11 protein-coding genes are annotated in these 12,725 nt (G+C 68.4%); 5 read left to right on the top strand and 6 right to left on the bottom strand.

The window, feature by feature from the left end; all coding sequences use genetic code 11:
* Nucleotides 1–68 precede the first annotated feature (68 nt).
* The 3 genes from ACZ5MJ_RS16565 to ACZ5MJ_RS16555 form a co-directional block, all read right to left on the bottom strand.
* Nucleotides 69–1,394 carry a sigma-54-dependent transcriptional regulator gene (locus ACZ5MJ_RS16565; protein ID WP_464220789.1) on the bottom strand — a complete coding sequence of 442 codons (1,326 nt, stop codon included), beginning with the start codon at nucleotides 1,392–1,394 and terminating at the stop codon, nucleotides 69–71.
* Nucleotides 1,395–1,402: 8 nt separating this feature from the next.
* The gene (locus ACZ5MJ_RS16560; RefSeq protein ID WP_464220787.1) at nucleotides 1,403–3,388 is read right to left on the bottom strand and encodes a sensor histidine kinase; all 1,986 of its coding nucleotides are present in this window, start codon (nucleotides 3,386–3,388) and stop codon (nucleotides 1,403–1,405) included.
* Between the two features lie 70 nt (nucleotides 3,389–3,458).
* Nucleotides 3,459–4,754, bottom strand: coding sequence for a dicarboxylate/amino acid:cation symporter (locus ACZ5MJ_RS16555; protein ID WP_464220785.1), 1,296 nt, complete (start codon nucleotides 4,752–4,754; stop codon nucleotides 3,459–3,461).
* Nucleotides 4,755–5,144: 390 nt separating this feature from the next.
* On the opposite strand from ACZ5MJ_RS16555, the gene ACZ5MJ_RS16550 reads away from it, so the two are divergent.
* The 5 genes from ACZ5MJ_RS16550 (at nucleotide 5,145) to ACZ5MJ_RS16530 (ending at nucleotide 9,290) form a co-directional block, all read left to right on the top strand.
* Nucleotides 5,145–5,465, top strand: a complete 321-nt coding sequence (locus ACZ5MJ_RS16550) for a (2Fe-2S) ferredoxin domain-containing protein (RefSeq protein ID WP_464220783.1) — start codon at nucleotides 5,145–5,147, stop codon at nucleotides 5,463–5,465.
* 149 nt (nucleotides 5,466–5,614) lie between these two features.
* Nucleotides 5,615–6,256 carry an alpha/beta hydrolase gene (locus ACZ5MJ_RS16545; RefSeq protein WP_432259068.1) on the top strand — a complete coding sequence of 214 codons (642 nt, stop codon included), beginning with the start codon at nucleotides 5,615–5,617 and terminating at the stop codon, nucleotides 6,254–6,256.
* 63 nt (nucleotides 6,257–6,319) lie between these two features.
* Nucleotides 6,320–7,519 carry a D-alanyl-D-alanine carboxypeptidase family protein gene (locus tag ACZ5MJ_RS16540; protein ID WP_464220781.1) on the top strand — a complete coding sequence of 400 codons (1,200 nt, stop codon included), beginning with the start codon at nucleotides 6,320–6,322 and terminating at the stop codon, nucleotides 7,517–7,519.
* A 61-nt stretch (nucleotides 7,520–7,580) separates the two neighbouring features.
* The gene (locus ACZ5MJ_RS16535) at nucleotides 7,581–7,889 is read left to right on the top strand and encodes an HP0495 family protein (protein ID WP_078195082.1); all 309 of its coding nucleotides are present in this window, start codon (nucleotides 7,581–7,583) and stop codon (nucleotides 7,887–7,889) included.
* Between the two features lie 204 nt (nucleotides 7,890–8,093).
* Nucleotides 8,094–9,290 carry a class I SAM-dependent rRNA methyltransferase gene (locus tag ACZ5MJ_RS16530; protein ID WP_432259070.1) on the top strand — a complete coding sequence of 399 codons (1,197 nt, stop codon included), beginning with the start codon at nucleotides 8,094–8,096 and terminating at the stop codon, nucleotides 9,288–9,290.
* Between the two features lie 19 nt (nucleotides 9,291–9,309).
* On the opposite strand, the gene ACZ5MJ_RS16525 is transcribed toward ACZ5MJ_RS16530, so the two are convergent.
* From ACZ5MJ_RS16525 to ACZ5MJ_RS16515, 3 genes are all read right to left on the bottom strand, one after another.
* A complete protein-coding gene (locus ACZ5MJ_RS16525; RefSeq protein WP_464220779.1) occupies nucleotides 9,310–11,409 on the bottom strand; it encodes an ATP-dependent helicase in 2,100 nt (699 codons plus the stop codon).
* 142 nt (nucleotides 11,410–11,551) lie between these two features.
* Entirely contained in the window at nucleotides 11,552–12,088 is a 537-nt protein-coding gene (locus ACZ5MJ_RS16520; RefSeq protein ID WP_078195088.1) for a TlpA disulfide reductase family protein, read from the bottom strand.
* A 120-nt stretch (nucleotides 12,089–12,208) separates the two neighbouring features.
* Nucleotides 12,209–12,715 (bottom strand): thioredoxin fold domain-containing protein, encoded by a 507-nt coding sequence (locus ACZ5MJ_RS16515; protein WP_464220776.1) that lies wholly within the window; start codon nucleotides 12,713–12,715, stop codon nucleotides 12,209–12,211.
* Between the last annotated feature and the right edge of the window lie 10 nt (nucleotides 12,716–12,725).

Here is a 12,725-nt window from a genome sequence, read left to right as displayed (position 1 = left end):
CAGCCGCAAGCGAAGGATAGGCGGTCAATGTGACGGCGGCGTGGCAGCGCAATGAACGCCGCATGACATCACAGGCCGTAGCGCTTGATCTTGTCGTAGAGCGTCGCCTTGCCGACCTGCAGCAGGTCCGCCGCCTGGCTGACCGCGCCGCCAGTGCGCGCCAGCGCATCCGCGATCACGGCGCGCTCGAAGTGCTCCATGCGCTCGCGCAGCGGCGCGGTGTCATCGGGGGCCGCGGCCTGCGCACCCGCCTGGCCGCCTTCGCGCACGCCCAGCACCATGCGGTCCGCGGCATTGCGCAGCTCGCGCACATTGCCCGGCCAGGGCCGCTGGGCCAGGGCCTGGCGTTGCGCCTCGGACAGGATCGGCGCCGGGCGCTGGTAGCGCACCGCGGACACCAGCGAGAAATGCTCGAACAGCGGCACGATGTCCTCGCGCCGCTCGCGCAGCGGCGGCAGGGCGATGGTGACCACGTTCAGCCGGTAATACAGGTCTTCGCGGAAGGTACCCTGCGCCACCAGCGCATCCATGTCGCCCTTGGCCGCCGCGACGATGCGCACGTCGATCCTGACCGAGGCATTCGAGCCCAGACGCTCCAGCGAGCCTTCCTGCAGCACGCGCAGCAGCTTGACCTGCAGCGCCAGCGGCATGCTCTCGATCTCGTCGAGGAAGAGCGTGCCGCCCGAGGCGTGCTCGAGCTTGCCGATGCGGCGCTTGCCCGCGCCGGTGAAGGCGCCGGCCTCGTGGCCGAACATCTCGCTCTCGAAGATGGCCTCGGGCACGGCGCCGCAGTTCAGCGCGATAAAGGGGCCCTCGGCGCGCCCGGACAGCGCATGCAGGCTGCGCGCGACCAGTTCCTTGCCGGTGCCGGTCTCGCCGTTGATCATCACCGGCACGTCGGTGGGCGCGACATTGGCCACCAGCGCGCGCACCTGCTCGATCGCGGGCGAGCGGCCGATGATGCGCGTGCCCGCGGCGGGGCCGGCCAGTTCGCGGCGCAGCGCCTGGTTTTCCAGTTCCAGCGCGCGGCGTTCGAGCGCGCGGCGCACGGTGTCGGTGAGGCGGTCGGCGCCGAAGGGCTTTTCGATAAAGTCGTAGGCGCCTTCGCGCATGGCCTGCACGGCCATGGTGATGTCGCCATGGCCGGTCACCAGGATCACCGGCACGCCCGGCGCGGCGTTGCGGCAGTGCTGCAGCAGGTCCAGGCCGCTGGCGCCGGGCAGGCGCACGTCGGTCACCACCACGCCGGCAAAGGCGCCGTGCAGGTGCGGGATCGCGGCCTCGGCGGTGGGCAGCGCCAGCACCCGGAAGCCGGCCAGCTCCAGGCTCTGCGCGGTGGCCTGGCGCACCAGTGGCTCGTCTTCGACAAACAGGACACGCAGACCGTCTTGCATGGCAATACTCATTGAGAGGCGGAAACCGTGGGCGCGGGGTCGATGGCGGGGGCGCGTGCCAGCACCAGCGTGAACAGCGCGCCGCCGCCGGGTACGTTAGCCACGCTCAGCTGGCCGCCGAACTCGCGCACGATCGACGATGAGATCGCCAGCCCCAGCCCCAGGCCCTGCCCGGTTTCCTTGGTGGTGAAGAAGGGTTCGAACAGCCGCGGCAGCGCGTCCGGCGCGATGCCGGTGCCATTGTCGCGCACGCCGATGGTGACCGCCTGGCCCTCTGCCTGCACGTCCAGATCGATCTGTCCCTGCGCCGGCGCGGCCGCGGCAATCGCGTCCAGCGCATTGCCGATCAGGTTCAGCAGCACCTGCTCCAGCTTGAGCTCGTCGGCGCGCACCGCCAGGCCGGGCAGGGCGTCCAGGCCCGTGACGCTGACCGTGACCGTGCCCAGCCGCGGCGCCAGCAGCGCCAGCACATGGTCGACCGCCGCGCGCAGCGCCACCGGCCGGCGCAGCGGGCGCGCCTTGCCGGCAAACAGCTTGAGCTGGCCGGTGATCTTGCCCATGCGCTCGGTCAGGTCGGCGATGGCCGTCAGGTTGCCTTCGGCCGCGGCCAGCTGGCCGCGCTCCAGCAGCACGCGGGTGTTGTCCGAGAACGTGCGCAGCGCCGCCAGCGGCTGGTTCAGCTCATGGGTGATGCCGGCCGCCATCTGCCCCAGCGCGGCCAGCTTGCTGGCCTGCACCAGTTCGTCCTGGGCCGCGCGCAGCTCGCTTTCGGCGCGGGTGCGCTCGGCCACTTCATCTTCCAGCTTTTCGTTGATCGCCATCAGGTCGGCGGTGCGGGCCTCGACGCGCCGCTCCAGTTCGTCGTAGGCGGCTTCCAGCAGGCGGCGGCTGTACTGCATGTCGCGCGCGCGCTGGCGGCGCTGGCGCCAGTTGACCAGCAGCAGGCAGATGCAGGCGTAGGCCAGCGCCGCCGCCACGGTGGCATTGCGCGCGTTGGCCAGCACGGGGTCGAGCGGTGCCATCACCTGCATGGTCCAGCCGGCCGGGCCGACCTTGCGGCCGAGTTCCAGATAGCGGTCGGCGCGCTCGCTGCCATCCGGCGCGGGCTCGTTGCTGCGCACGCGCACCAGCCGTGCGCCTTCATCGAGCGTGGTGGAGGCCAGCCAGCGCGTGACGGGCGAGGTCAGCGGCTCCAGCGGCAGCGGCGAGACGTCGCGGTCATGGTACTGCCGGGTCTCGCCGAGCTGGGTGTGCAGCTGCGGCGGCAGCGGACGCAGCGTGCGGTACTGCCATTCCGGCACGGAAGACAGGAAGATCACGCCGTGGTCGTCGCTGACCATCAGCGGTTCGGCGCTGCCGCCGCCGGCGCGCTGGAACCACTCCAGGTTGAGCTTCACCACCGTCACGCCGATTACCTTGCCGCCCGCCTCCACCGGCTGCGCGATGTAGTAGCCGGGCTCGTCGCTGGTGATGCCGATGGCGTAGAAGCGGCCCAGCTCGCCACGCGCGGCAATCTGGAAATAAGGGCGGAAGCGGTAGTCGGTGCCGACGAAGCTGCCGGGCTGCCCGTGATTGCTGGCGGCCAGGGCGATGCCGTTGGCGCCGATCACATAGGTGGCCGAGGCATGGGCCCGGCGGTTGACTTCGGCCAGGTAGTGGTTGGCGGCGGCCACGCGCGCCGGATCGGCGGGGGATTCGAGCAGCCCGCGCACGAAGGGGTGCAGCGACACCAGCGCGGGCAGGAATTCGTAGCGGTCGAGGGTGCTTTCGAGCGTGGCGGCGTAGCGGTCGGCACGCGTTGCGGTGGTTTGCTGCAGCGTGGAAATGCCGCGCTGGACCGAGACCAGCCAGGTCAGCGCGCACAGCACCAGCAGCCCCGCCGCCAGCACCACGGCAAAGCCCAGCCACCGGCCGTTCTCGGTGCCCGGCTCGTGGATCTCCGCCCGGGCTGCGGCGGGGTCATGTACGGCGAGAAAATCGTCGGAGTGGGGCATCGGCGCGCGCGAGGGATGTCGCGCCGATGATACCCCCTGGCGGGCGCCGGGGACGGCCGCCCGCGTGGCGTCAGACGTTCTGGCCGGCGTCGGCAAGGACTTCCGCATTTTCGCCACCGTGCAGCAGCACACTGTTGAGCTTCTTGCGGTCAAGCTCGCGCTCCCAGGCCGACACCACCACCGTGGCCACGCCGTTGCCGATGATGTTGGTCAGCGCGCGGCACTCGCTCATGAAGCGGTCGATGCCCAGGATCAGCACCATGCCCGCCACCGGGATGGTCGGTACCACCGCCAGCGTGGCGGCCAGCGTGATGAAGCCGGATCCGGTCACGCCGCTGGCGCCCTTGGACGTGAGCATGGCCACGGCCAGGATGGTCAGCTGCTGCATCAGCGTCAGCTCGATGCCGGTCGCCTGGGCGATAAAGATCACCGCCATCGTCATGTAGATGTTGGTGCCGTCCAGGTTGAACGAGTAGCCGGTGGGCACCACCAGGCCCACCACCGAGTTGGAGCAGCCGAGCTTTTCCAGCTTTTCCATCAGCTGCGGCAGTGCCGCTTCCGACGAGCTGGTGCCCAGCACGATCAGCAGCTCTTCCTTGATGTACGCCACGAAGCGCAGGATGTTGAAGCCGGTCAGGCGCGCCACCGTGCCCAGCACGAACACCACGAAGATGATGGCCGTGAAGTAGAAGGTGCCGATCAGCTTGAGCAGCGGCACCAGCGAGCCCAGGCCGTACTTGCCGATGGTGAACGCCATGGCGCCGAAGGCGCCGATCGGGGCGACCCTGGTGATGACGTGGACGATATGGAAGAAGACCTTGGAGACCTGTTCCACCAGCTGGAAGACGATGCGCGCACGCTCGCCTATTATCGACAGCGCTGCGCCGAAGAACAGCGACACCAGCAGGATCTGCAGGATGTCACCGTTGGCGAAGGCGCTGAAGATCGTGTCCGGGATGATATGCATCAGGAACTCGACCGTGCTCTGGCCGTGCGCCTTGGACACGTACTGGGCGATGGCCTTGGTATCCAGCGTGGCCGGGTCGATATTGAAGCCCACGCCAGGCTTGAGCAGGTGCGCGGCGCCCAGGCCGATCAGCAAGGCAAAGGTGGAGACCACCTCGAAGTACAGCAGCGCCTTGCCGCCGACACGGCCGACCTTCTTCATGTCGCTCATGCCGGCAATGCCGGTCACCACGGTACAGAAGATGATGGGGCCGATGATCATCTTGATCAGCTTGATGAAGCCATCGCCCAGCGGCTTCATGGCGATGGCCGTATCCGGCCAGAAATGGCCCAGCACGATGCCGACGAAGATGGCGAACAGGACCTGCACGTACAGGATCTTGTAGAAGGGTTTTCTCATGATGTCGTCCTCGGTATTGACCGTACCCGGCAAGGTGTCGCGCGGGCGCGCGCCGTCACGGTTGCGGCGCGTTCAGGAGGGGTATTCGCAACCTGCGTGCCAGTCAAACGCGCATCGATAACTGGTTGATTCCAAAGGAAAGGCTGGCATTGCGCCGGCACCGGGGCTCCGGGATTCCGGAATCCCGGACGGCACGCCTCCGGGGAATCGGAATGCCGGATCCGGCGCAGGTGCGCAAGGCGCCACCCCGGTGGCGGCTGTAGCGAACAGTTACTGGCGCAAACGTGGGCGTTATCACGGCCAGGCCGCCGCGACGCCGTATAATTCCGAGCTTCCGTTCAATGCCGTCCGGGCCGCGCCGCCGTCCGGGGCCGCCATCACACCGTACGCATGAGCAGCTACTACCAGCACCACGTCTTCTTCTGCCTGAACCAGCGCGAGGCCGGCGAGAACTGCTGCGCCGACCACAACGCCCGCGCAATGCAGGAATACGCCAAGAAGCGTTGCAAGGAACTGGGCATCGCCGGCGGCGAAGGCCGGGTGCGCATCAACAAGGCGGGCTGCCTGAACCGTTGTGAACTCGGCCCGGTGCTGGTGGTCTACCCCGAGGCCGTCTGGTACACCTTTGTCGATGAGCACGATATCGACGAGATCATCGACAGCCACCTGATGAAGGGCAAGCCGGTCGAGCGGCTGATGGTGGACCGCTGAACGAACGGAAGCCGGCGCATGCCGGCTTGTTGCTTTACCTGTTTCAACGTTTTGTCTGTCATGCCCGCCGCCCGCCAGCCGGACGGTTTTTTCATTTTTGCCCGGGCATTGCGCCGGGCGCCCGCTTCACTGCCATCCTGACCGCCATCATGAACGCGCATACCCAGGTACTTTCCATCACCGGTCCCGCCGGTGCGATCGATCTCTCGGTAGACCTGCCGCAAGGCGAGCCGCGCGGCCTGGCGCTGGTGGCGCATCCGCATCCGCTGTTCGGCGGCACCAAGGACAACAAGGTCGCGCAGACCCTGGCGCGCAGCTTCGTGCAGCTGGGCTATGCCACGGTGCGCCCGAACTTCCGCGGCGTGGGCGGCAGCGCCGGCGAGCATGACAACGGCATCGCCGAGCAGGACGACCTGCTGGCCGTGGTGGCCTGGATGCGCCAGCAGACCGCGTGGTCGGCACAGGCCGCGACGCTGCCGCTGGCCATGGGCGGGTTCTCGTTCGGCAGCTTCGTCACCACCCACGTGGCGCGCCGCCTGGCCGAGGCCGGCACGCCCGCGCAGCGCCTGGTGCTGGTGGGCACCGCCGCCAGCCGCTGGCAGGTGGCCGAGGTGCCGGCCGACACCATCGTGATCCATGGCGAGCAGGACGACACCGTGCCGCTGGCCAGCGTGTTCGACTGGGCCCGCCCGCAGGAGCTGCCGGTGATCGTGATCCCCGGCGCCGATCATTTCTTTCACCGCAAGCTGCACCTGATCAAGCAGCTCGTCGTCAATGCGTGGGACCGGTAAGGCCGGCACGCCGCCACGCCGGAACACCCCCGCGCCACCTTCTTACTGTCGGAACACAGAAACATGCTGAATAGAGCCACGACACGCCTTTCGTCCGCTTTTGCTCCCGCTGCCATCGCCGCCGCCGTCGTGCTGGCCGCCGCGCCCGCCGCCGTCGTGGCGCAGGGCGTGCCGGTGCCGCAGGTCGCGGCCAAGTCGTGGATGCTGTATGACGTGACCAGCGGCCAGGCCCTGGCGTCGCAGAACGCAGACCTGCGCATCGAGCCGGCTTCGCTGACCAAGCTGATGACGGCCTACCTGGCGTTCGAGGCACTCAAGGAAAAGCGGCTGACGCTGGACCAGGCCGTGGTGCCGACCAACCTGGTGCTCAAGGTCAAAAGCGACGAGTCGCGCATGTTCATCGAGCCCAACAAGCCGGTCACCGTGCGTGACCTGCTGCTGGGCCTGATCGTGCAGTCGGGCAACGACGCCGCGCTGGCGCTGGCCGAGGCCGTGGGCGGCTCGGAAGAGGGCTTTGTCGCGATGATGAACCGCGAGGCCCAGCGCATGGGCATGAAGAACACGCACTTCACCAACACCGACGGCATCCCCGACCCGAACCATTACACCACCGCGGTGGACCTGGCGACGCTGACCACGCGCCTGATCAAGGACTTCCCCGAGTACTACAGCATGTACTCGCAGAAGGAGTTCACCTATAACAAGATCAGGCAGCCCAACCGCAACCGCCTGCTGTACATCGACCCGACCGTGGACGGCGTCAAGACCGGCCACACCAAGTCCGCCGGCTACTGCCTGATCTCGTCGGCCAAGCGGCCGCTGGCCAACGTGCCGGACGGCTCGCGCCGCCTGATCTCGGTCGTGATCGGCACCACCACCGAACAGGTGCGCACCCAGGAAAGCCTGAAGATCCTCAACTACGGCTTCCAGTTCTTCGACACGCTGCGCCTGTACGACAAGGGCCAGGTGCTGGCCACGCCGGACATCTACAAGGGCAAGAGCGGCACGGTCAAGATCGGCGTGCAGAACGAGACCTTCGTCACCGTGCCCAAGGGCACCGGCGGGCGCCTGAAGCCGGTGCTGGAGCGCCAGGAACTGCTGATCGCGCCGATCTCGGCGGGCCAGCAGGTGGGCATGGTCAAGCTGATGGACGGCGCCAACAAGGTGGCGGAGTTCCCGGTGGTGGCGCTGGAGGAAGTGCCCGAGGCCGGCTTCTTCGGCCGCCTGTGGGACACCATCCGCCTGTGGTTCAAGCGCAAGTGACCTGAATGCGCGCAAGCCGGTGCGCCCCGCGGCGCGCCGGTTTCGTGCCGGAGCATCCGACATGACAACCGATAACCAAGGCAGTGGCGGCAAGCCGGGCGATATCCCGCCGGAACAGTCGCTGATCGAATACCCGTGCCACTTCCCCATCAAGGTGATGGGCACGATGCAGGACGGCTTTGCCGAAGCCATCGTCACGCTGGTGCAGGAATTCGACCCGGACTTCCATGCCGGCAAGATGGAGATGCGCCCGTCGAGCGGCGGCAAATACCTGGGGCTGACCGTGACGGCCTGGATCACCAGCCGCGAGCAGCTCGACGATTTGTACCGGGCGCTGACTTCGCATCCGATGGTGAAGGTCGTCCTCTAACACGACATTCCCGCATTGTTTTCTCCCCTCTCCCGCGCGCGGGAGAGGGGCCGGGGGAGAGGGCAGGCCTGTGCATGCCGACACGCGCCACTTCGTCGACGCTCCCGCCCTCTCCCCCAACCCCTCTTCCGCCATGCGGGAGAGGGGCGCCCGACCGCTGCGCGAGAAGCGTTTCCGCAGCGGCATGCCTCCTCCCTGATCGACATGAACACCATCACCCTGAAACCCGGCAAGGAAAAATCCCTGCTGCGCCGCCACCCGTGGATCTACGCCACCGGCATTGCCACGACCGAGGGGCGCTGCGAGCCGGGCGCGACCGTGATCGTGCGCGCCGCCGACGGCCGCTTCCTGGCCAAGGCCGCCTACAGCCCCGAGTCGCAGATCCGCGCGCGCGCGTGGACCTTCGACGAGAACGAGCCGGTCGACCACGCCCTGTTCAAGCGCCGCGTGGCCGCGGCCATTGCCTACCGGCGCCAATGGGTGAAGGACAGCAACGCGGTGCGGCTGATCTTTGGCGAATCCGACCGGCTGCCCGGCCTGATTGTCGACTACTACGGCAATGGTGAAACGGGCCAGCTGGTGTGCCAGTTCAATTCCGCCGGCGTAGAGCACTGGAAGACCGCGATCGTGCAGGCGCTGGTCAAGGAGACCGGCTGCCCCAACGTCTACGAGCGTTCCGACGCGGCCGTGCGCCAGCGCGAGGGCCTGGAGCTGGTGACCGGCGTGCTGGCCGGCGCCGAGCCGGACCCGGCACTGTCGGTCACCGAGCACGGCGTGCGCTATTACGTCGACGTGCGCAACGGCCACAAGACCGGCTTCTATGTCGACCAGCGCGACAACCGCAAGCTGGTGGGCGACCTCGCCGCGGGCCGCGAGGTGCTGAACTGCTTCTGCTATACCGGCGGCTTCTCGCTGGCGGCGCTGCGCGGCGGCGCCACCTCGGTGACCTCGATCGATTCGTCGGGCGAGGCGCTGAAGATCGCCGCGGGCAATGTCACGCTCAATGGCTTCGAGCCGGAACGCGCCACCTGGCTCGATGCCGACGTGTTCAAGACCCTGCGTGAATTCCGTGCCGAGGGCCGCCAGTTCGACCTGATCGTGCTGGACCCGCCCAAGTTCGCCCCGTCGGCGCAGCATATCGACCGCGCCGCGCGCGCCTACAAGGAAATCAACCTGGTCGGCACGCAGCTGCTGCGCCCGGGCGGGCTGCTGTTCACCTATTCGTGCTCGGGCGCGATCAGCATGGAGCTGTTCCAGAAGATCGTGGCGGGCGCGGTCACCGACGCGCGCGCCGATGCGCGCATCCTGCGGCGCTTGTCCGCCGGCACGGATCACCCGATGCTGGCGGCGTTCCCGGAAGGCGAATACCTGAAGGGCTTGCTGCTGGAGAAGGTGGCGTAAGACGGATGGGTGGCGCTGGTCAGCGCCACATATTCCGCATCCGGCTGGCCAGGTCCACCGGCGCCAGCGCGGGCCTGGCCGGCCCCTCGCCCGGCATCGGCGGGGGCGGCCAGGAGCGGCTGTAGAAGTTGGGCATCACGCGGTTGGGCAAAAAGCGCGTGCGCGACGCATACACATGGCGGTCGCCGAAGCCCACCTGCTGGTGCACGTAGAAGCGCTGCGGCACCACGATGTCCAGGTGGTCTTTCGCCCGCGTCATGGCCACGTAGAGCAGGCGCCGTTCTTCCTCGATCTCTTCGGTGGTGCCGGTTGCCAGGTCGCTCGGCATGCAACCGTCGACGGCATTGAGCACGTACACCGCCTTCCACTCCTGGCCCTTGGCCGAGTGGATGGTCGACAGGATCAGGTAGTCCTCGTCGCGCGAGGGCACGCCGGATTCGTCGCTGGAGGCGCTGGGCGGGTCCAGCGTCAGCTCGGTCAGAAAGCGCTCGCGCGCGCCGTAGGTGGCGGCGATGCGCTCCAGCTGCTGCAGGTCGGCCTGGCGCGCGGCGGCATCGTCGTGCAGGCGTTCCAGATGCGGCGCGTACCAGGCCAGCACCTGCTCGAACTCCGACGGCCACGGCGAGGTCGGCGCCATCAGCGCGCGAGCCAGTCCTAGCAGGTCGGCCCAGGCGGGCACGGCGGCCGGTGGCGGCTCAAATTCCTCCAAAGAGAACTGCGGCTCCGTGGCCAGCGCCAGCGCATCCAGCACGCGCGCCGCGGTCTTGGGGCCGATGCCGGGCAGCAGTTGCAGCGTGCGGAAGCCAGCCATGCGGTCGCGCGGGTTTTCCAGCCAGCGCACCACCGCCAGCACGTCCTTGACGTGGGTCGATTCCAGGAATTTCAGCCCGCCGAACTTCACGAACGGGATATTGCGCCGGGCCAGCTCGATCTCGACCTGCGCGCTGTGGTCGGCGGCGCGGAACAGCACCGCCTGCGCCATCAGCGTCAGGCCCGCCTCGCGCCGCGCCAGCACCTGCTCGACCACGTAGCGGGCCTGGTCGGCCTCATCGTTGACCACGATCACGCCGGGCTTCTCGGCCGACGCGCGCTCGGACCACAGGTCCTTGGTATAGCGTTCGGCGGCCAGCCCGATCACCGCGTTGGCGGCCTGCAGGATCGGCTGCGTCGAGCGATAGTTCTGCGACAGCGTGACCTGTTGCGCGGTGGGCGTGAACTGCGCCGGGAAGTCCAGGATATTGCGCACGGTGGCGCCGCGGAAGGCGTAGATCGACTGCGCGTCGTCGCCCACCACGGTCAGGCCGCGCCCATCCGGCCGCATGGCCAGCAGGATCGACGCCTGCAGCGCATTGGTGTCCTGGTATTCGTCGACCAGGATATGGTCGAAGCGCGCGCCCATGTCCTGCGCGATGGCGGGTTCGGCCATGGCCTGCGCCCAGTACAGCAGCAGGTCGTCATAGTCCAGCACATGCTGCTTCTGCTTGGCCTCGACATAGCCGGCGAACAGCGTGCGCAGCGCATCGGCCCACATCGCGTAGCGCGGGAACTGCTGCCTGAGCACGTCTTCCAGCGGCGCCTGGGTGTTGACCACGCGCGAGTAGATCGCCAGGCAGGTTTCCTTCTTGGGGAAGCGGCTGGCGGTCTCGGACAGCCCCAGGTCGTGGCGCACCACGTGCATCAGGTCGGCGGCATCGCCGCGGTCGCTGATGGTGAAGGCGGGCGACAGGCCCAGGGTCTCGGCGTATTCGCGCAGCAGGCGCGCGCCGATGGCGTGGAAGGTGCCGGACCACTGCAGCGCCGCGCGCCCCGCGCCGGTCTGGGCGCCCAGCGCCTGGTCGACGATGCGCTCGACGCGGCGCCCCATCTCTGCCGCGGCGCGGCGCGAGAACGTCAGCAGCAGGATGCGGCGCGGGTCGGCCCCGCCCAGCACCAGGTGCGCGACGCGGTGCGCCAGCGTATTGGTCTTGCCCGAGCCGGCGCCGGCGATGATCAGCAGCGGCGCGTCGCTCACATGCTCGACCGCGGCGCGCTGCTCCGGGTTGAGCCGCGACAGGTAGGCGGGGACCGCGTCGGCGTCTGGGGCCGCAAGGTCGGCAGCGGGGGCAAGGTCCAGGGTCACAGGGAAAACGCTCGGAAAAAGGCTGGCGCCAACTGTATATCCATACAGGGTTGGCGCGCAACCTGCCGCGCTGACGATCGGACGTAAAAACAAAAAAAGGTGCTCGATGAGCACCTTTTCGCTGCACTTGCTGTCAGGACCGTTACGCCGACTTTGCCAGTGCGCCGTCCAGCAGCTTGTGCAGGGCATCCCACTCGGGCTCGCCCACATAGCGCTTCAGGATGCGGCCGTCCTTGTCGACCACGAAGGTGGTCGGCGTCAGCTGCACATTGCCGAAGGCCTTGGCCGCGGCGCCGTCGGAATCCATGGCCACCTTGAACGGCAGCCCGCGCGTCTTGGCATAGTTCATCACATACATGGGCGGGTCGTAGTTCATCGCCACGGCGACGAACTCCAGGCCCTTGCCCTTGAACTGCTCGTAGGTGCGGACCATGTCCGGCATCTCCTTGACGCAGGTGGCGCAGCTGGTGGCCCAGAAGTTGATCAGGTAGACCTTGCCCTTGAGGTCGGCGGTGCTGACCTTCTCGCCCGACAGCAGCGTGAACGTGGCGGGGGGCACGGCGTTGGCCGGCGACAGCGCGCGGTAGCCGAACCAGCCCAGCAGTGCGAGCACGACCACGGCCGCGACGATGGGCCAGGGCTTGCGGGAGGTTTTGGTGGCGGGGGCAGCAGTGGTCATGGGATCCGGGTCGGGCAGGTTCGGTCAGCAATGGGACATTCTAATGCCGCGGGCGTTCGCGCGCTGCGCGAGGCCGGGCTGCGGCAATCCGTCGCAAGCGCTTCAGTCACTTCCGTCACTTCAGCGCCGGGAGGCGACAGCGGCGCGTGCCTGGTGCAGCGCCTGTTCCAGGTAGGCGCCGTAAAAATCCGGCTGCATGCCGCGCAGCGGGCTGGCGGCGGCGCGGCCCTGGCGGTCCAGGAACAGTACCGTCGGCGCCACCTGCACCTGGTGCGCCCGGGCCCAGGCGCGCGCCGTGGTCAGGCTGCCGTCGGCATCGCGCAGCGGGGTGTCGGCGGTCATGTCGAGCTCGCGCACGGCAATCTCGCCGGCGGCGGCCTGCGGGCCCAGGTAGTTGCGGCGCACCGCGTCGCAATAGCTGCAGCCCGGCATCGACACCAGCACCACCAGCGGCTCGCCGCGGCGCGCGGCCTCGGTGCCGTGGGCGGCGAGGTCGGTGGCCGGCGGCAGGTGGGCCGGGCTGGCCGGGGCGGGCATGGCAGTCGCCGCCAGCAGCACGCCCGCGGCCAGCCAGCGCAGGCTGGTCAAGGCGGCAACGGCGGGAATGGCGAGGCGGGCTGCAGGCATGGCAGGGACG

Source organism: Cupriavidus sp. LA-1, from assembly GCF_055385985.1.
This window is presented reverse-complemented; position numbering and strand designations above follow the sequence as displayed.

Excerpts from the sequence above, each read along its gene's own strand:
- ACZ5MJ_RS16555 (WP_464220785.1), bottom strand. The coding sequence starts at position 4,754 with ATGAGAAAACCCTTCTACAAGATCCTGTACGTGCAGGTCCTGTTCGCC.
- ACZ5MJ_RS16515 (WP_464220776.1), bottom strand. The coding sequence starts at position 12,715 with ATGCCTGCAGCCCGCCTCGCCATTCCCGCCGTTGCCGCCTTGACCAGC.
- ACZ5MJ_RS16565 (WP_464220789.1), bottom strand. The coding sequence starts at position 1,394 with ATGCAAGACGGTCTGCGTGTCCTGTTTGTCGAAGACGAGCCACTGGTG.
- ACZ5MJ_RS16535 (WP_078195082.1), top strand. The coding sequence starts at position 7,581 with ATGACAACCGATAACCAAGGCAGTGGCGGCAAGCCGGGCGATATCCCG.
- ACZ5MJ_RS16550 (WP_464220783.1), top strand. The coding sequence starts at position 5,145 with ATGAGCAGCTACTACCAGCACCACGTCTTCTTCTGCCTGAACCAGCGC.
- ACZ5MJ_RS16545 (WP_432259068.1), top strand. The coding sequence starts at position 5,615 with ATGAACGCGCATACCCAGGTACTTTCCATCACCGGTCCCGCCGGTGCG.
- ACZ5MJ_RS16540 (WP_464220781.1), top strand. The coding sequence starts at position 6,320 with ATGCTGAATAGAGCCACGACACGCCTTTCGTCCGCTTTTGCTCCCGCT.
- ACZ5MJ_RS16560 (WP_464220787.1), bottom strand. The coding sequence starts at position 3,388 with ATGCCCCACTCCGACGATTTTCTCGCCGTACATGACCCCGCCGCAGCC.
- ACZ5MJ_RS16520 (WP_078195088.1), bottom strand. The coding sequence starts at position 12,088 with ATGACCACTGCTGCCCCCGCCACCAAAACCTCCCGCAAGCCCTGGCCC.
- ACZ5MJ_RS16530 (WP_432259070.1), top strand. The coding sequence starts at position 8,094 with ATGAACACCATCACCCTGAAACCCGGCAAGGAAAAATCCCTGCTGCGC.